At 61.7% G+C, this 16,908-nt stretch carries 16 protein-coding genes; 3 read left to right on the forward strand and 13 right to left on the reverse strand.

Annotated features, from left to right (window positions below; all coding sequences use genetic code 11):
- Window positions 1-155 precede the first annotated feature (155 nt).
- The gene (locus MM194_RS17665; protein WP_033131788.1) at window positions 156-929 is read left to right on the forward strand and encodes a CPBP family intramembrane glutamic endopeptidase; all 774 of its coding nucleotides are present in this window, start codon (window positions 156-158) and stop codon (window positions 927-929) included.
- Window positions 930-1,040: 111 nt separating this feature from the next.
- Here MM194_RS17665 and MM194_RS17670 read toward each other — a convergent pair whose 3' ends face one another.
- On the reverse strand, window positions 1,041-1,253 hold the full coding sequence (locus MM194_RS17670) for a hypothetical protein (RefSeq protein WP_033131787.1): 213 nt from the start codon (window positions 1,251-1,253) through the stop codon (window positions 1,041-1,043).
- A gap of 282 nt (window positions 1,254-1,535) precedes the next feature.
- Here MM194_RS17670 and MM194_RS17675 point away from each other — a divergent pair, with 282 nt between their 5' ends.
- Complete coding sequence (locus tag MM194_RS17675) at window positions 1,536-2,165, forward strand: hypothetical protein (protein WP_152599348.1); 630 nt, start codon at window positions 1,536-1,538, stop codon at window positions 2,163-2,165.
- Between the two features lie 66 nt (window positions 2,166-2,231).
- On the opposite strand, the gene parC is transcribed toward MM194_RS17675, so the two are convergent.
- The 11 genes from parC to nudF form a co-directional block, all read right to left on the reverse strand.
- On the reverse strand, window positions 2,232-4,526 hold the full coding sequence (parC, locus tag MM194_RS17680) for a DNA topoisomerase IV subunit A (protein WP_241344287.1): 2,295 nt from the start codon (window positions 4,524-4,526) through the stop codon (window positions 2,232-2,234).
- An 84-nt stretch (window positions 4,527-4,610) separates the two neighbouring features.
- The gene (gene parE, locus MM194_RS17685; RefSeq protein WP_241344288.1) at window positions 4,611-6,506 is read right to left on the reverse strand and encodes a DNA topoisomerase IV subunit B; all 1,896 of its coding nucleotides are present in this window, start codon (window positions 6,504-6,506) and stop codon (window positions 4,611-4,613) included.
- Window positions 6,507-6,619: 113 nt separating this feature from the next.
- Entirely contained in the window at window positions 6,620-8,635 is a 2,016-nt protein-coding gene (locus MM194_RS17690; protein WP_241344289.1) for an FUSC family protein, read from the reverse strand.
- 1 nt (window position 8,636) lies between these two features.
- Window positions 8,637-9,503: an HlyD family secretion protein gene (locus MM194_RS17695; protein ID WP_241344290.1), complete on the reverse strand. Its 867-nt coding sequence runs from the start codon at window positions 9,501-9,503 to the stop codon at window positions 8,637-8,639.
- A 47-nt stretch (window positions 9,504-9,550) separates the two neighbouring features.
- Window positions 9,551-9,772 carry a DUF1656 domain-containing protein gene (locus tag MM194_RS17700; RefSeq protein ID WP_241344291.1) on the reverse strand — a complete coding sequence of 74 codons (222 nt, stop codon included), beginning with the start codon at window positions 9,770-9,772 and terminating at the stop codon, window positions 9,551-9,553.
- 118 nt (window positions 9,773-9,890) lie between these two features.
- Complete coding sequence (locus MM194_RS17705; protein ID WP_241344292.1) at window positions 9,891-10,292, reverse strand: GFA family protein; 402 nt, start codon at window positions 10,290-10,292, stop codon at window positions 9,891-9,893.
- Between the two features lie 37 nt (window positions 10,293-10,329).
- Window positions 10,330-10,953 (reverse strand): NUDIX hydrolase, encoded by a 624-nt coding sequence (locus MM194_RS17710; RefSeq protein WP_241344293.1) that lies wholly within the window; start codon window positions 10,951-10,953, stop codon window positions 10,330-10,332.
- Window positions 10,954-10,955: 2 nt separating this feature from the next.
- Complete coding sequence (locus tag MM194_RS17715; RefSeq protein ID WP_241344294.1) at window positions 10,956-11,543, reverse strand: YqiA/YcfP family alpha/beta fold hydrolase; 588 nt, start codon at window positions 11,541-11,543, stop codon at window positions 10,956-10,958.
- Between the two features lie 13 nt (window positions 11,544-11,556).
- Window positions 11,557-12,375 carry a 3',5'-cyclic-AMP phosphodiesterase gene (gene cpdA, locus MM194_RS17720; protein ID WP_033131778.1) on the reverse strand — a complete coding sequence of 273 codons (819 nt, stop codon included), beginning with the start codon at window positions 12,373-12,375 and terminating at the stop codon, window positions 11,557-11,559.
- A gap of 26 nt (window positions 12,376-12,401) precedes the next feature.
- Window positions 12,402-12,842 carry a DUF1249 domain-containing protein gene (locus tag MM194_RS17725; RefSeq protein WP_033131777.1) on the reverse strand — a complete coding sequence of 147 codons (441 nt, stop codon included), beginning with the start codon at window positions 12,840-12,842 and terminating at the stop codon, window positions 12,402-12,404.
- Window positions 12,843-12,943: 101 nt separating this feature from the next.
- Window positions 12,944-13,585 carry an ADP-ribose diphosphatase gene (gene nudF, locus MM194_RS17730; RefSeq protein ID WP_241344295.1) on the reverse strand — a complete coding sequence of 214 codons (642 nt, stop codon included), beginning with the start codon at window positions 13,583-13,585 and terminating at the stop codon, window positions 12,944-12,946.
- Window positions 13,586-13,893: 308 nt separating this feature from the next.
- Here nudF and tolC point away from each other — a divergent pair, with 308 nt between their 5' ends.
- Window positions 13,894-15,219: an outer membrane channel protein TolC gene (tolC, locus tag MM194_RS17735; RefSeq protein ID WP_033131775.1), complete on the forward strand. Its 1,326-nt coding sequence runs from the start codon at window positions 13,894-13,896 to the stop codon at window positions 15,217-15,219.
- Window positions 15,220-15,334: 115 nt separating this feature from the next.
- Here tolC and hldE read toward each other — a convergent pair whose 3' ends face one another.
- Window positions 15,335-16,762 carry a bifunctional D-glycero-beta-D-manno-heptose-7-phosphate kinase/D-glycero-beta-D-manno-heptose 1-phosphate adenylyltransferase HldE gene (gene hldE / locus MM194_RS17740; protein ID WP_033131774.1) on the reverse strand — a complete coding sequence of 476 codons (1,428 nt, stop codon included), beginning with the start codon at window positions 16,760-16,762 and terminating at the stop codon, window positions 15,335-15,337.
- Window positions 16,763-16,908: the final 146 nt, after the last annotated feature.

Below are 16,908 nucleotides of genomic sequence, written 5' to 3' on the forward strand. Positions count from 1 at the left end.
TGGAAGGCAGGTGCTCCGCAATAACAGCTTGATGATTGGCCGTTAAATAAAGAGGCCGACGTGGCCACTCAGGTGCCCCACTTGGTGTAGGGTTGTCTCCATGCCAACTGAATGAACTATCGGGGGTCAGCATGGGTGAGCAGCAATCAGCAGCAATGCCGGAATTGAACGACGGTGATTACTATGGCGTCGAGCGTAGAAGTGCCGGAGACTTCCCCTTTTATCGCCAATCCCCAAATGCCTTGTCTGGCCGCAGCTGGGTGCTGATCCTGCTGGGGGTGGTGCTGGGTTTTGCCGTGCTGACGGCGCACATAGGGTTTTATAAAACCACGGCGGGCGGCTTTGTCCCCGCCATCCTGTTTCCTCTCATCCCCCTGGCCGTGCTCGCCATGGTGGCGGGGAAGGCATGGCGATCGCTGTTTCGAACGCCGACGGGGCGGGATGTCCTCTTGATGCTGGCGATTTCCGGCGTCAACATCCTGGTCTCGGTCGCCGTTGCCTTGGTACTGCAGCACCTGTTCAAGATGAGTGAAAACCCGGTCAACGCCATGCTGGCAGAAGCCTCCAATACGGCGCGCATCCTCTTTTATGTAAAAACGGCGCCCCAGCTCTTCGGCGAGGAGGTGGTCTCCATACTGCCTTTTCTGGCCATCCTCTGGTTTTGTCACACCAAGCTCAGCCTGAGCCGCAAGTCCGCCATCATCACCGCCTGGCTCTGCACCGCCCTTATCTTCGGGGCCATGCACCTGCCCACTTATGACTGGAATTTTCTGCAATGTTTTCTGGTGATCGGCACGGCCCGCATAGTGCTGCTCAGTGGCTACATCATCACCAAAAATATCTGGGTATCGACCGGCGCGCACATCATCAATGACTGGCTGCTGTTTACCATCATGGTGCTGCTGCATGGTGGCCAGGCTGGCATATAAGAGCAGCGGGGCATGATCACAAGAAAGGAGCCCTGACGGCTCCTTTTTCCATTACCCCGTCCACAGAAAAGGCGAGACCCTTGCCTCGCCTTTGCCTGCGTCAGATGGGGATCAGGTGAGATAGTAACGCCACGACCTGCTCGGCTCTGCATAGCCGACCCGGATGCAGAAAGGGGCAAGTTCATGATTGGCCTGCTCCAGGCTGAGGGTCTGGTGGGCATCCTCCCGACACCACTGCACGAACTCGTCGCTGTTGAAGCTGTAGTGATCCCCGTGAAAGGCCCCGTGAGCCTCGATAAGCCCTATGGCTTTCTCCGTTTCCATATTTGACCTCCTGGCACTGTGCTGCTTCCTTTAAGCTTAGCGAGTGGGGGTGACTGGCGGGGCCTGAATGTCAGCGCCGTTGGCACTGTGGCGAAAGGTAAAAAGGGAGAGAAAGGGCTGCCAGTGGGGCTGGTGATAACAGGTACTCACGAATAACGGATTACGTTTCGCTAATCAAATCAACGGCCCTACATTTTTTAGAAATCACCTTTATAAATGCGTAAGCTCATTTAAACTGTCTCCACTCGCTAATTCAATCCCAAGAGCCAACTAGGAAGCCTCATGCAGAATGATATACTGATAAACAATTTGCAAAGCTTGTTTCAATTATTCACGGCAATTTACTTCATTGCAGAATGGGTTAGCGTAGAAAGAATTATAGAATACTATAGGAGAAGGCACTCCAACAAATTCAGATATCGACTTAAAGTTAAAAAGGGATATTCTAAAGATTTGAGTGACCTATTCTCTGGTTATGAGGAAGATGCTTGGTATCCTTTTTCAATTTCTCATCCAATGGGAAAGGTTAATTTTCTTAGAAAGGTTTGCTTGCTTTTTTCTACGGTATGCTTTGTTGGGCTAATATTGTCATCCATGAACACAGGCTGGATGCTTAGCCTGAATTGTTTTATCGCAATAGTGCTCGCTTTGTTAATCCCTTTCTATATTGCTTTATTTAAAGTGATTATCCCATTGGAACGAGACTACAGAAAAATCACATCGTCCATTGATAAGATATTGCATGAGGTTGAAGTCAAAATTGAGCAGTACATGTCAATCCATCCTGAGCCATCTTTGTGGTTCACTCTCGACACTAACAGCTCCGATGATAAAGCAACTCAATTTAAAAGACATATGGAGTCTAGAAGAATGTATTTTTCTGAACTAGAAAAACACATGAGAGAAAATTGAAATAATTTAAAAAAAATCTCATCAATTAAAATATAAGGGAGCGAATAATTCGCTCCCTTATATTTATTACCCTTCCAGATTTTCCCCCGCTGCTGGCTCGGCACCGGCGGCGGGTTCAATCTCGATACGATCGACCCGCTGCAAGCCTCTTGGCAGCTTGGCGCCGCGGCGGCCGCGCTCGCCACGGTAGTAGTCGAGATCCGAGGGCTTGAGGGTCAGCTTTCGCTTGCCGGCAAACAGGGTGACATATTGCCCCTGCGGGATAATGGCGGCCATCACCATAAACTCTTCCCGCGCCTTGACCCGCGCCGACGGAATGCTGATGAGCTTGTTGCCCTTGCCCTTGCCGAGCACCGGCAGTGTGCTGAGCGGGAACAGCAACATGCGCCCCTCGTTGGAGATGGCCATGCAGAGATCGGTCTCTGGCGAACCAATCTTCTGGGGTGCCATCACCAGGCCCCCTTCCGGCACCGTCAGCAGCGCCTTGCCGTTCTTGTTCTTGCCAATCAGGTCGTCATATTTGCAGACGAAGCCGTAACCGGCGTCACTGGCGATGAGGTAAGGCTCGCCCTCATTTCCCATCACCAGATGGCGCACCTCTTCCCCCGCCCCCAGGGCGAAGCGGCCGGTGAGCGGCTCCCCCTGACTGCGGGCGGAAGGCAGGGTGTGCGCCTCCAGGGAATAGGTGCGGCCCAGGCTAGAGAGGAAGACCGCCTGCTGGTTGCTGCGCCCGCAGGCGTGGGCCAGATAGCCATCCCCCGCCTTGTAAGAGAGGCCTTCCACGTCCACGTCATGGCCCTTGGCGGCGCGCACCCAGCCCGCGCCCGACAGGATGACGGTCACCGGCTCGCTCGGGGTCAGCTCCTTCTCGGTCAGGGCCACGGCGGTGGCACGCTCCACCAGCGGGGTGCGGCGATCGTCGCCGTACTTCTCGGCATCCGCCAGCAGCTCTTTCTTGAGCAGGGTATTGAGGCGGCGCTCCGAACCCAGAATGAGTTCGAGTTTGTCCCGCTCCTCGGCCAATTCGTTTTGCTCGGCGCGCAGCTTGAACTCTTCCAGCTTGGCCAGGTGGCGCAGTTTGAGCTCGAGGATGGCCTCGGCCTGAGTCTCGCTGATGTTGAAGCGCTCCACCATCACCTTGCCCGGCTCATCCTCGGTGCGGATGATCTCGATCACCTCGTCGATGTTGAGGTAGGCCACCAGCAAGCCTTCGAGGATGTGCAGGCGGGACAGCACCTTGTCGAGGCGATACTGCAGGCGGCGACGCACCGTCTCACGGCGGAAGACGATCCACTCGGACAGGATCATCTTGAGGGTCTTCACCTGGGGGCGGTTGTCCAGCCCCAGGATGTTGAGGTTGACGCGATAGTTCTTCTCCAGATCCGTGGTGGCGAACAGGTGGGCCATCAGCCCCTCCATATCCACCCGGTTGGAGCGGGGAATGATCACCAGACGGGTCGGATTTTCATGGTCCGACTCATCCCGCAGATCACTGACCATGGGCAGCTTCTTGGCCACCATCTGGGCGGCGATCTGCTCCATGATCTTGGCGCCCGAGGCCTGATGGGGCAGCGCCGTGATGACGATGTCGCCATCCTCCTCGCTCCACACCGCCCGCTGCTTGATGGAGCCCTTGCCGGTCTCGTAGATTTTGCGGATGTCGTCGCGCGGGGTGATGATCTCGGCGCTGGTCGGGTAGTCCGGCCCCTGGATGTGCTGCATTAACGCATCCAGACCGGCGTTTGGATTGTCCAGCAGCTCGGCGCAAGCATAAGCCACTTCCCGCGCGTTGTGGGGCGGGATATCCGTCGCCATGCCCACGGCGATGCCGGTGATGCCGTTGAGCAGTATGTGCGGCAGGCGGGCGGGCAGCACCACCGGCTCCTTCATGGTGCCGTCGAAGTTCGGGGTCCACTCCACTGTGCCCTGGCCGAGCTCGGAGAGCAGCAGCTCGGAGAAGCGCGACAGCCGCGCCTCGGTGTAACGCATGGCGGCGAAGGACTTGGGATCGTCCGGCGCCCCCCAGTTGCCCTGACCGTCCACCAGCGGGTAGCGGTAGGAGAAGGGCTGGGCCATCAGCACCATGGCCTCGTAACAGGCGCTGTCGCCGTGGGGGTGGTACTTACCCAGCACGTCACCCACTGTACGGGCGGACTTCTTGTGCTTGGAGAGCGCCGACAGACCCAGCTCGCTCATGGCGTAGATGATGCGCCGCTGCACGGGTTTGAGGCCATCGCCTATGTGCGGCAGGGCCCGGTCCATGATGACGTACATGGAGTAGTTCAAGTAAGCCTGTTCGGTGAAGGTGCGCATTGGCTGGCGCTCTACCCCATCCAGACTGAGCTCGATAGCATCACTCATGTGATAGTTCTCTTTCGGTTCGGGGGCCGCCACAGGGCGACTCCGGCTAAATGCTTGCTGGCCCGTACAGGGCCAGCCGACGGCTTAGATGATGGCGAGGTTGCCCTTCTCTTCCAGCCACTCGCGGCGATCCGGGGCACGCTTCTTGGCCAGCAGCATGTCCATCAGTTGCAGGGTCTCGTCCCCCTCCTCCAGCTCGCCCATGGTGAGCTGCACCAGGCGGCGGGTATTGGGATCCATGGTGGTTTCCCGCAGCTGTTTCGGGTTCATCTCGCCCAGCCCCTTGAATCGGGTCACCATCACCTTGCCCTTCTTCTTCTCGGCCTCGACCCGCTGCAGCACGCCGTTCTTCTCGTCCTCGTCGAGGGCATAGAAGACCTCCTTGCCGATGTCGATCCGGTAGAGCGGCGGCATGGCCACATAGACATGGCCCTTGTTGACCAGGGTACGGAAGTGCTTCACGAACAGGGCGCACAGCAGGGTGGCGATATGCAGACCGTCCGAGTCCGCATCCGCGAGTATGCACACCTTGCCATAGCGCAGGCCGGAGAGATCCTCCGAGTCCGGATCCAGGCCTATGGCCACAGAGATGTCGTGCACTTCCTGGGAGGCGAGCACCTGACCGGCTTCGACCTCCCAGGTGTTCAGGATCTTGCCGCGCAGGGGCATGATGGCCTGGAATTCACGGTCCCGCGCCTGCTTGGCGCTGCCGCCCGCGGAGTCACCCTCCACCAGGAACAGCTCCCCCTGCATGGGGTCGGCGCAGTTGCAGTCGGTGAGCTTGCCGGGCAGGGCCGGGCCCTGGGTAATCTTCTTGCGCACCACAGTCTTGGCGGCGCGCATCCGGCGCTGGGCGCTGCTGATGCAGATCTCGGCGATCTGCTCCGCCAGCTCGGTGTTGCTGTTTAAGTAAAGGCTGAAGGCATCCTTCACCACCCCCGACACGAAGGCCGAGCTCTGGCGGGACGACAGCCGCTCCTTGGTCTGACCGGCGAACTGGGGATCCTGCATCTTGACCGAGAGGATGTAGGCGCAGCGATCCCAGATGTCTTCCGGAGTCAGCTTGACCCCGCGCGGCAACAGGTTACGGAACTCGCAGAACTCGCGCATGGCGTCCAGCAGGCCCTGGCGCAGGCCGTTGACATGGGTGCCACCGAGCGCAGTGGGGATCAGGTTCACATAGGATTCGGCGAGGCACTCGCCCCCCTCCGGCAACCAGCACAGGGCCCAGTCCACCGCCGATTGATCCGTGCTGAAGGCGCCGACGAAGGGCTGCTCCGGCAGGCAGGTGAACTGCTTGACCGCATCAACGAGGTAATCCTTGAGGCCATCTTCGTAGCACCACTCCAGCTTGATGCCGGTGTTCTTGTCGAGGAACTTGATGGTGAGGCCGGGACAGAGCACGGCCTTGGCCTTGAGCAGGTGTTCCAGCTTGCTGACCGAGAAACGGGGCGAGTCGAAGTAGCGCGCCTCTGGCCAGAAGCGCACCCGGGTGCCGGTGTTGCGGCGGCCGCAGGTGCCGCTGATGGTCAGCTCCTGCACTTTGTCGCCGCGCTCGAAGGCGATGTCATAGACCTGGCCGTCGCGACGCACCGTCACCTCGACCCGATCGGAGAGCGCGTTCACCACAGAGATGCCCACCCCGTGCAGACCGCCGGAGAACTGGTAGTTCTTGTTGGAGAACTTGCCACCCGCGTGCAGCTTGCAGAGGATCAGTTCGACCCCCGAGACCCCCTCCTCCGGGTGAATGTCGACCGGCATGCCACGGCCGTCATCGATCACCTCGAGGGACTGGTCTTCATACAGCGTCACCTCCAGGGTGCGGGCATGGCCCGCCAGCGCCTCGTCGACGCTGTTGTCGATGACCTCCTGGCCGAGGTGATTGGGCCTGGTGGTGTCGGTGTACATGCCGGGGCGGCGACGCACCGGTTCGAGGCCATTGAGGACCTCAATGGCATCCGCATTGTATTGAGTGGACATGGAGGGCCTTGCGAATTGACGTTTGGGGGGAATCTTAACCCTTGGGAGGGATTGCGACAAATACGGCGGCCACAAAGGGTGATCCAGAGGGGATGGCAGGGCGCGCTCCGGGTTCAGGGGGCGTCGGATGTCTCCGGCAGGGCCTGCAACAGCTGGGAGAGGGCGCTTTCGAGTCGCCATACCTGGCCCGCCAGCTCCCGCGCGGCCGGCTCCCGGTGCAGGGCCAGCCCCTGCTCGATGCGCCTGAGTTCGGCCAGGGTGAGGCCGAGGGAGTCGTGTTGCACGCCCCCCTCGGTGAGGATCCCCTTCAGGCAGCGGAGGCAGCCGTCCCGCACCAGATAGAGCGCCGGATCCTTGCCTCGCCACTGGCGCAGCTGCCAGGCGATGTGGCTGCAGTTGAGCAGCACCACGCCCCAGCGCAACACCCAGAGCCGGGCCAGCTGATCCTTACCCTGACTGAGCTGGCTGACCGCGTGGTAGACCCTGGACTCGAATTCGTGCTCGCTCTGGCGTGGGGAGGGCATCAGCTGATCCATGAAGTCCCGCCGCAGGCGGCGGATCAGGCGGCGGCTCTTGCGCCTGTCCGAGCTGGGCCTGAGGATCTGGAATCCCAGCCCGGCCACCATCACCCCCAGCATCTGGCCGAGGCTGCCGTTGATGTAGTCCTGGTAGTCGTAGCTCGGCGGGTTGGTGATGGCGAGGAAGGAGCCGAGCAGCACGATGAGCTGCCCCCACAGGGCCGCCGATGCCGGTCGCTGCTGCTTGAGCAACTGCATGGTCAGCAGGGTCGGCAACAGCAGGATGAGAAAGGGCCAGAGCGCCTCCAGGCGGATCATCAGGCCGAACTTGACCAGGAAGCAGCCGAGGCTGAGCAACACTATGGCCTGCAACATGGTGGTCACGCTCTTGAGCGGCGCGGGCACCGCCGAGTAGAGCACGCAGCTGATGGAGAGCAGAGTCAGCGCCGAGCTGCCCGAGCCCCACTGGGTCTGGAACCAGAAGATGCAGCCAAGCAGCACGCACAGCGCGGTGCGCCCGCCATTGTAGGCCGCCTCATAGCTGTCGGTGTGCATGGCGAGGGATCTCAGCCTGGGGGGTGCCGGCCAGCGCATCGGGAGATCCTCCTGTTGCGCCCCCGCCAACCGATCCAGCCAGCGCTGGGCCTCCAGATAGCACCAGCAGAACTGGCGCAGCCGCTGCCAGAAGGTGCGGGCGCGGTAATCCCCCGAGCGGGCCAGCGGTGCCAGCAGGCGGGCGATGCGCAGCTTGTCGCAGCCGGGGTCGGCGAGGGCCTTGGGCAGCGCCGCGAGCAGCTCGTCCAGTTCCGGCGGGGGAGACTCCCAGTTGTGCAGCAGGCGGCGTACCCCGGAGATGAGACCGATCATGCGCAGCTGGCGATGGAGCAGGTAGTTGAACAGCCGGTTGTGGCGCCTGAACCTGTGGTGGCTCCACATCGCCTGGATGCGCAACACGTTCATGGTGAGGATCTGGCTGATGAGACCCTGGTGGGCGTGGCGGACCTCGACGCCGGCCTGCTGCTGCCAGAGCAGCTGGGCGTGCTCCAGCAGGCGGCTCTGGGTCGTGCGCAACGAGCCGAGCAGGGTCTCCCCGTCCCCCGCGCTCGGCAGCAGCATCATCATGAAGGCGCCGCAGAGAATGCCGGTGATCACCTCGCTGACCCGGGCCTGGGCGATGTCGAAGATGTGCTGGGGATCGTCCACGTTGACGCAGCCGAAGGCGATGATGGCCGCCGTGTAGCCCGCCAGGGCGAAGGCGTAGGAGACGTTGTTCTGGTAGTGGTTGGAGGCGTAGGTACAAAACCCGAGCCAGAGCGCGATGAGGACGCTGAACAGCCAGGGATCGCTGAGCCCCAGCCCCGCTATCACCACCGCAGCCAGGGCGCCGGTGAGGCTGCCCAGCACCCGCCCCAGGCTCTTGCTGATGACGCCGCCAACGGTGGGAAAGCTCACCACGGCGGCGGAGGTCATGGCCCAATAGGGGGAGTCCAGTTGTAGTACGAAGGCCAGCCAGAGGGACAGGCACATGGCCAGCGCGTTGCGCAAGGCGTAGCGCCACTGGCCTGTGCTGGCCTGCCCCCAGGGGGTGCGGCGCCAGAGCGACACCCTCATCTCACTCCCCCAGGGTGATGGTGCAAGTCGTGCCCGCGATCAGGGCGAGCTCGGGCGGCACCTCCAACAGGCGGATCCGCACCGGCACGCGCTGGGCCAGCCGGACCCAGGGCACGTTCGGTTTGACGTCCAGCAACAGGCTGTCGCTACCCTCCAGGCTCTGATCGTGAATGGCGCGCCCCAGGCTCTCCACCTCCCCCTTGAGCACCTGATCCGTGCTGTAGAGCATCACCTCAGCCGGTCTCCCCACCTGGATATGCCTGAGCTTGGTCTCCTCGAAATAACCCTGCACATAGAAGGAGTGGATATCCACCAAGGCCACCAGCGGCACCCCGGCGCTGGCGTAGTTGCCGACCCTGGCCTGCAGGTTGGTGATATAGCCATCCCCCGCCGCCTTGATCGTCGTCTTGGTGAGCGACCACTTGGCCTGCTCCAGATTGGCCTCGGCCACCTGATAGGCCGCCTTCATGGCCTGGGCGTTGAGGCGCGCCTCGTCGACGGCCTCGGCGGAGATGACGGTGCGGGAGAGACTCTGACGCCGGTTCGCCTCGTGCTCGGCCTTGTCCAGATCCGATTTGGCCTTGGCCAGGGTGGCGGTGGCGTTGTCCAGGGCGATCCGGTAGGGCTCGGGATCCAGAGTGAACAGCACCTCCCCCGTCTTCACCAGCTGGTTGTCCCGCACCGGAATGGCCACTATCTTGCCCGAGACCTCGGGGGTGATGCTGATCAACTCGGCCCGCACCTTGCCATCCCGGGTCCAGGGCCCCTGCATGTAGTAGTTCCACAGCCACCAGGCCGCCGCCAGCGCCAGGGCGCACACCAGCAGGGTGGAGAGATATTTGAGGGTCGCGAGGAAGGATTTAACCATGAACCAGAATCCATAAGATGCCATCAAGGATGGGCGTGAGGGGTGATTTAACCATGCATCAAGATCCATAAGGCGCCGCTGACGGCGAGGATGAAGAGGGAGAGATCCATCAGCAAGGGGTGCCACACCTCCCCGCCGTAGAGCCAGTCACGCAGCAGATGGTGCACCGGCAACCAGCCCAGCAGACCGAGTAACACGGCCTTGAACAGCGGCGGAAAGTAGAGCGAGGCACCCAGGATCAGATCGGGCAGCACTGAAGGGGTCGGCAATGGCGTGCTCCCTATGGTAGAGGAAGACAAAGGATCGGCGATGGCCTGCCAGGGAGCAGGCTTGCCAAGGTTAACACAGCCATTGGGCGTGCCACAGAAGCAGATGGCACCCGTTCGCTCAGGACGACCGGTCCGCCGGGTGGTTTATCCCGTCCCGCAGCGGCACCTCGCCGAGTTCGAACGGGTTGACCCCCTCGAGGCAGGCCAGGTTGTAGCCATACTCGGCCGGGTTGGAGCGGCGTTGGTGATGGGTGTAGATGCCGCAGACACCGCAGAAGTAATGCTTGGCGGTACGGGTGTTGAACTGGTAACAGCGCAGCACTTCCTCTCCCTGCAGGATGCGGATGCCGGAGAGCGGCACCGAGGCGACTATGGCCCCCCGCCGCCGGCAGAGGGAGCAGTCGCAGCGGCGGGGATCCACCACACCATCCGGCAGACTGAGCTCCAGCACCAGTGCGCCGCAATGACAGCTGGCTCTGTGTTTCGCCTGAATGGGGGTATTGCCGATGCGCTTGATCATGTGGCCTCCTGCCGCCGGGCTCAGCGTCCCGGGTGTGTCAGTCAAACAGGGTATGACGCAGCCCCTGCCGCACATGGTCGTGAAGGCTGCGCAATTGGGACTCCACCACCCGGTGGCGGGAGAGCGGAGGCAGGGCGTCGATGGGGAAATAGGCCGCGCCTAGGGTCTCGTCAGTCTCGGTGAGCAACGCTCCGCCCGTCACCTCGCACAGGAAGAAGGCCTTGTGGGCATGGGGCAGTTGCGGGGGATGGGGGTGTTTGAGCTTGTCGAACAGGGCCAGCAGTTGCACGGCGCGGCACTCAAGGCCCGTCTCTTCAACCAGCTCGCGCACCACTGCGTCCGCTGGTGAGTCGCCTATGTCGCACCAGCCCCCAGGCAGGGTCCAGCAGCCGTCGCTGCACTCCTGCACCAGCAGCAGCTGACCCGCGTCATTGAGGATCAGCGCCCGCACATCCAGCTTGGGGGTGGGGTAACCGCTATCGAGCGCTATCCAGTCGGCGATGGCCTTGGGATCCAGCTCGCTCTGGCTGGCGATGAGGGTCACCGTCGCCTCCCGCAGGGCTTGAAAGCGGCCGATATCGAAGGGGTCTTTGGAATAGGTGAGCCCGGCCTGGGCCGTGGCCAGCACCTGTTCCAGAAAGGCAGCCAACGGCGGTTGCATGGCTAGATCCCGAGGAAGCGAACTATCTGGGCGGGATAGCGCTCGAAGCCCTCGAAGGCGTGGTTGCCACCGCACTCCAGGGACAGGCGGGCGAAATGGTATTCGTCCAGCGCCTTGCGATAATCCAGCACCTCGTCCTCCTGCTGTTGCAAGATCCAGAGCCGCTCGGGGGCGCTCACCTGCACCGCCAGCGCCCGCAGCTCGTCCATGTGGGTCGGCAGCAGCTCGTAGCGCTCGTCGGTATAGGGATTGCACTGGGGACCGAGGTAATCACGCAACAGCTCGTGAGGGCGCACCGCCGGGTTGATCAGGGCCGCGCGGCAGCCGTACAACTCGCTGACCCTGGTCGCCATAAAGCCGCCGAGGGAGCTGCCCACGGCACCTAGCCTGAGGCGGCCATCATGGCGAGCCCTGGCCTCGGCAATGACGCCTTCGATGGCCTCCCAGGCCGCCGCCGGGGTATTGGGCTGGGCCGGGATAAGCACTTCGATGTCGGGCCTGTGCTCGGCCACCCAGGCAGCCATCTGCTGCGCCTTGGCCGAGCCGGGCGATGAGTTGAAACCGTGCAGATACAGCAGAACCGGGGTCATGGTGGCGGACTCCTCAATACCCGGTGGCGTTGGGGTCGGGCACGAACTGCCCCACCGGCAACCGCCACACCTGGCTGGCAATGCGGCCATCCGGATGCAGGGTGAGATAGCGCCAACCCGGGCCGGACTCGTCCAGCGCGAAACCGTCGGACAGCGGCTTGAACTGGATGCAGGTAGAGGGGCTGGCGATGAGCCTCACCCCCTGGTGCACCTCGTCAAACTCCTGGTGCACATGGCCGAACAAGATGGTCTTCTGCTGCGGGTGACGGGCCAACACGGCAAAGAGGTCGTCGGCATTCTTGAGGTTGTGCTGATCCAGCCAAGCGCAGCCCACCGGCACCGCCTGATGGTGCAGGGCGATCAGGGCGTGCCGTTCGGGATGCTGGCGCAGGGCACTGTCCAGTGCCGCCAGCTGGTGATCGCCGAGCAGGCCGTGGGGTTTGCCGCGCACCTGGGTATCGAGCAGGATCACCTGCCAGTGATCTCCCACCAGTTGCTTGGCTTCGCTGATCCCGGCCGCATGCAAGTATTCGGTCATCAGCGGGGCGTCATCGTGGTTGCCGGGCAGCCAGTAGATGGGGCGCGCCAGGGTCGCCATCATGGAGGCGAAACGCTGATAGGATTCCGGGCTGTGATCCTGGGAGAGATCCCCGGTCGCCAGGATCAGGTCGAACGGGTGCTCGTTCGCCTGCACCTGCTCCAGCACGGCGGCCAGACTCTCGGCGGTGCGCACGGCCAGCAGCCGTCCCTCGGCACTGGCGAAGAGATGGGTGTCGGTAATCTGTAACAGGCGCACACTGCCGTCCTGCGCCTGGGGTAGCTCTGTTTCCAAAATCACGCTTCTTTTTATGAGTTCGACTAGAGGATGTTAATCGGGCTGGTGCCGTGTTTGAGACAAAATTTTAGCCAGTCGGCCAGAAACAGATTTACCTGCTCTTTTTCATCCCTGTGGTGCATTTTTTTATTGGGATAATCATAACGTGGTTGCAACATCGAAATCTGTTGCGCGGCACACACTTCCGCCATCCGCACATCGTGATACAAACGAATCTCGATTCGAGCCTGCAAGTAGCTCGGCAACTCGGGATTGTGCTGGGCCAGGATCACCTGACTGGTGAAGCGGCTCTCCTCGCTGACGCTGAGCCCAAACTGCAGGCCGTTACCGACCTGATAGCGGCGCTCGGCCCCCACTGTGCCCCCCGGTGGCAGCAGCTTCATCAAGGCCATATAGTTGACCTCGCAGGTCCGCTGCAGGGACTTCAGGTCCGGAACATGGCGCTTGGCGGATAATACGGACATGTCAGACCTCCATCAGCCAACGATCATGCCAACTGACCTCGCAGGTCCGCTGCAGGGACTTCAAATCCGGGACATGGCGCTTGGCGGATGATACGGACATGTTAACGATCCGCCAGCCAGCGGGCCCGCAGATCCGCATGATTGAGCGCCAGCCACTGCAAGGCGATGACGGAGGCGGCGTTGTCGATGCGACCCTCTTTCAGCCAGGCATAGGCCTGCTCGCGGCTCACCACGTGCACCCGGATATCTTCACCCTCTTCCGCCAGACCGTGGATCCCCCCGGCCTTGCTGGCATCGACCTCGCCGACAAAGACTTCGATCCGCTCGGTGCTGCCGCCCGGGCTCACCATATAGCTGATGGCATGCTCGCAACGACCCACCTCGAGGCCGGCCTCTTCCACCGCTTCGCGGCGCACCACGGCTTCGGCGGTCTCCCCCTCGTCTATGATGCCGGCCACCAGCTCCAGCAGCCAGGGGGTGGGGCTGGTCTCCATGGCGCCGATCCTGAACTGCTCCACCAGCACTATCTGATCGCGCACCGGATCATAGGGCAGCAAGGCACCGGCGTGACCCCGTTCGAACAGCTCGCGGACGATGGGCTCATTCCAGCCACCGGCAAATAACCTGTGCTGCAGACGGTAAACATTGATCTTGAAAAAACCGTTGTATCCAGATGATTTATCGATGATTTTCACATCGTCACCGGAATAGTGGCTGGTTTGAGGCAAGGCTTGCTGTGACATACGACGCTCCTGCCGGCTTGACTTGGCTAGGTTTGACCATAATATTCGGGAACATGAATGAACATTCATTCACTCGTTCTCGCCGACGATGAGGGATGGATTTTAGCAGCCACAGGACATTTGGCTAGGCGCGTTGCCGAGAAAAACGCCCCTGTTCCTTGACGTTCCCGTTACTGGAAAAGAGACAGTTCGCATTAAATTCTGCTTATAGTAGAGTGGTTAAGCTGAAATCAAGCTCGGTCGGTGACAATCCCCCCTCTTCAGCCAGCGGACAGCTTTGGGTTGATAAATAAGGTTAAAACAATCATATGAAAAGAACACTCTTGTCAGTCATGGTGATGCTGGGTGTGAGCTCCGGTGCTCATGCCGAAAACCTGCTCGAGATTTACCAACAGGCCCAGATCAAGGACACCCAGCTGCTGGAGTCCAAGGCGAGACGGGATCAAGCCTTCGAGAAGATCAACGAATCACGCGCCGCCCTGCTGCCACAGATCAACCTGGGTGCCGGCCTGAACTATCTGCAGAACAAAAACGACACCATGACCAACAGCGGTGCCACCGGCTCCGTCACCCTGGATCAGTCCGTCTACCGCCGCAGCAACTGGGTCAACCTGGACCTGACCGAGAAGAGTGCCACCCAATCTGACGTTGGCTACAACCTCGAGATCCAGAACCTGATGCTGCGCACCGCCCAGGCCTATTTCGACGTGCTCAAGGCGATGGATACCCTGGAGTTCGTGCGGGCCAACAAGGTCGCCGTCGAGCGTCAGCTGGAACAGACCCAGCAGCGGTTCGAAGTGGGCCTGACCGCCATCACCGACGTGCATGAAGCCGAGGCCGAGCGTGATCAGGCGCTGGCAGACGAGATCAATGCCGAGAACACCCTGGACAACAGCTACGAGAGCCTGCGTGAGTTGACCGGTATCGATCACCGCCAGCTGGACGTGCTCAACACCGCCCGCTTCGCCCCGCAGAAGACGCCGTTCAACTCCGACAAGTGGCTGGAGCTGGCCCTGGACAAGAACCTGGAGCTGCACAGCGCCCGTATCGGCAAGGACATCGCCAAGGAGCAGATCGATCTCGCCAAGACCGGCCATGAACCGACCCTGGATCTCGGCGCCGGCCTCACCGCCGGCTACAACGACTACAAGGACGAGATCCGCAACCCGGACAGCAACAGCAATCAGGGCAACATAGGGCTGAACTTCAACCTGCCTATCTACACCGGTGGCGCCACCACCTCCCAGGTCAAGCAGGCACAGTTCAACTACGTGGCCGCCAGCGAGCAGCTGGAGCGCAGCTTCCGCTCGGTGCAGAGCACGGTGCGTTCTTCCTACAACAACGTCAATGCCAGCATCGGCTCGGTACGCGCCTACAGCCAGTCCGTCATCTCTGCCGACAGCGCCCTGAAGGCGACCGAGGCCGGTTACGAGGTCGGCACCCGTACCATAGTCGACGTGCTGGACTCGACCCGCAAGCTGTACGAAGCCAAGCAGAAGCTCTCCGAAGCGCGCTACAACTACATCCTCAGCATCCTCGCCCTCAAGCAGGCCGCAGGCACGCTGGAGCAGAAGGATCTGGAAGACGTGAACCAGGGGCTGGTGCCCGCCGCCCAGGTAACGACCAAGTCCTGAGCCTGACTCACGACATGCAAAAGGCGACCCGAGGGTCGCCTTTTTGTTGTCCGCGGGTGCGCGGCGATAACCGCCGTGCACAGCCCGGCCTTGGCCGGGTTTTCGCTACCGGAGCTTAACCGCGCTCGCGGATGGTCTTGATGATGTCGCTGGTGGAGCAGCCATCCTCGAAGTTCAGCACCCGCACCTCACCGCCGTTGGCGGTCACCTCGGCGTAACCGGCGATCTCTTCGGGCTTGTAATCGCCGCCCTTGACCAGCAGGTCTGGCAGGATCTCGGCGATCAGCCGTTGGGGAGTATCCTCGGCGAACGGCACCACCCAGTCCACGGCGCCCAGCGCCGCCAGCACCGTCATGCGGCGCTCGGTCGGGTTGACCGGACGACCCGGTCCCTTCAGGCGACGCACGGAATCATCGGTGTTGACCGCCACGATCAGGCGATCCCCCAGCTTGCCGGCGTTGGCCAGATAGGAGACATGACCGGCGTGCAGGATGTCGAAGCAGCCGTTGGTCATCACCACCTTCTCGCCCCGCAGGCGAGCCGCCCGCACGGCGACCTTGAGCTGGGCCTCGGACATGACGCCAAAGCCGGTCTCCTGCTCGGTGTAGAGCGCGTTGGCGAGTTCCACCGGGCTGACGGTGGAAGTCCCCAGCTTGCCGACGACGATGCCGGCGGCGGTGTTGGCCAGGGCGCAGGCCTCGTCCAGACTCATGCCGGCGGCCAGGGAGGTGGCCAGGGTGGAGATGACGGTGTCACCGGCACCTGTCACGTCATAGACCTCGTGGGCCTGGGCCGGCAGGTGCAGCTCGGGCTGGCCCCGGCGGATCAGGGTCATGCCATTCTCGGAGCGGGTCACCAGCAGGGCGTCCAGCTCGAAGCGCTCGACCAGCTCCAGCCCCTTGGCGACCAGCTCGTCCTCGCTCTTCACCTTGCCCACCACGGCCTCGAACTCGGACATGTTGGGGGTCAGCAGGGTGGCACCACGATACTTCTCGAACTCGGTCCCCTTGGGATCCACCAGCACGGGAATGCCGGCGGCGCGGGCGCGCTTGATCATGCCCGGTACGTCGTTGAGGGCACCCTTGCCATAGTCGGAAAGGATCATCACGTCGGCCTGGGGCAGGGCCTGCTCGACCTTGCCCATCAGCAGGCTGGCGTCGACGTCGTGAAAGGCCTCTTCGAAGTCGAGGCGCAGCAGTTGCTGGTTGCGCGACAGCACCCGCAGCTTGGTGATGGTCGGGTAGTCGGTCAGGCGCACGAAATCACAGGCAACCTTGACCCCCGCCATCTGGCCAGCCAGCGCATCGGCGGCTTCATCCTGACCGGTCAGCCCCAGCAGCACGGCGTGGGCGCCGAGTGCGGCGGAGTTGAGGGCCACGTTGGCGGCGCCACCCGGGCGCTCCTCGATGTGTTCAACCTTGACCACGGGCACCGGGGCCTCGGGGGAGATCCGGCCGGTGGGGCCATGCCAATAGCGATCCAACATGACATCGCCAACGACCAGAACGCGGGCTTTTTCAAATTCGGGCAGGGTGATCTTCATCTGTATCGGCTCTCAAAACCTGAAAAATTCAGTCCCGGATTTTATCACACTCTTTTATAGGGTGTAGAAAAAGCAAATCTGTCGTTTCCAGTGGGAAACCCATAGTGACAGTTCCTGCCATGCCAATCAGACGCCGGCGACCCCTC

Origin of the sequence: Aeromonas sp. MR16, from assembly GCF_022549315.1 — a bacterium.
GTDB classification, from domain to species: domain Bacteria; phylum Pseudomonadota; class Gammaproteobacteria; order Enterobacterales; family Aeromonadaceae; genus Aeromonas; species Aeromonas aquatica.

What these genes read in the sequence shown, in the direction of transcription:
- MM194_RS17665 (WP_033131788.1), top strand. Translation starts at nt 156, where the DNA reads ATGCCGGAATTGAACGACGGTGATTACTATGGCGTCGAGCGTAGAAGT.
- MM194_RS17670 (WP_033131787.1), bottom strand. Translation starts at nt 1,253, where the DNA reads ATGGAAACGGAGAAAGCCATAGGGCTTATCGAGGCTCACGGGGCCTTT.
- MM194_RS17675 (WP_152599348.1), top strand. Translation starts at nt 1,536, where the DNA reads ATGCAGAATGATATACTGATAAACAATTTGCAAAGCTTGTTTCAATTA.
- parC (WP_241344287.1), bottom strand. Translation starts at nt 4,526, where the DNA reads ATGAGTGATGCTATCGAGCTCAGTCTGGATGGGGTAGAGCGCCAGCCA.
- parE (WP_241344288.1), bottom strand. Translation starts at nt 6,506, where the DNA reads ATGTCCACTCAATACAATGCGGATGCCATTGAGGTCCTCAATGGCCTC.
- MM194_RS17690 (WP_241344289.1), bottom strand. Translation starts at nt 8,635, where the DNA reads ATGAGGGTGTCGCTCTGGCGCCGCACCCCCTGGGGGCAGGCCAGCACA.
- MM194_RS17695 (WP_241344290.1), bottom strand. Translation starts at nt 9,503, where the DNA reads ATGGTTAAATCCTTCCTCGCGACCCTCAAATATCTCTCCACCCTGCTG.
- MM194_RS17705 (WP_241344292.1), bottom strand. Translation starts at nt 10,292, where the DNA reads ATGATCAAGCGCATCGGCAATACCCCCATTCAGGCGAAACACAGAGCC.
- MM194_RS17710 (WP_241344293.1), bottom strand. Translation starts at nt 10,953, where the DNA reads ATGCAACCGCCGTTGGCTGCCTTTCTGGAACAGGTGCTGGCCACGGCC.
- MM194_RS17715 (WP_241344294.1), bottom strand. Translation starts at nt 11,543, where the DNA reads ATGACCCCGGTTCTGCTGTATCTGCACGGTTTCAACTCATCGCCCGGC.
- MM194_RS17725 (WP_033131777.1), bottom strand. Translation starts at nt 12,842, where the DNA reads ATGTCCGTATTATCCGCCAAGCGCCATGTTCCGGACCTGAAGTCCCTG.
- nudF (WP_241344295.1), bottom strand. Translation starts at nt 13,585, where the DNA reads ATGTCACAGCAAGCCTTGCCTCAAACCAGCCACTATTCCGGTGACGAT.
- tolC (WP_033131775.1), top strand. Translation starts at nt 13,894, where the DNA reads ATGAAAAGAACACTCTTGTCAGTCATGGTGATGCTGGGTGTGAGCTCC.
- hldE (WP_033131774.1), bottom strand. Translation starts at nt 16,762, where the DNA reads ATGAAGATCACCCTGCCCGAATTTGAAAAAGCCCGCGTTCTGGTCGTT.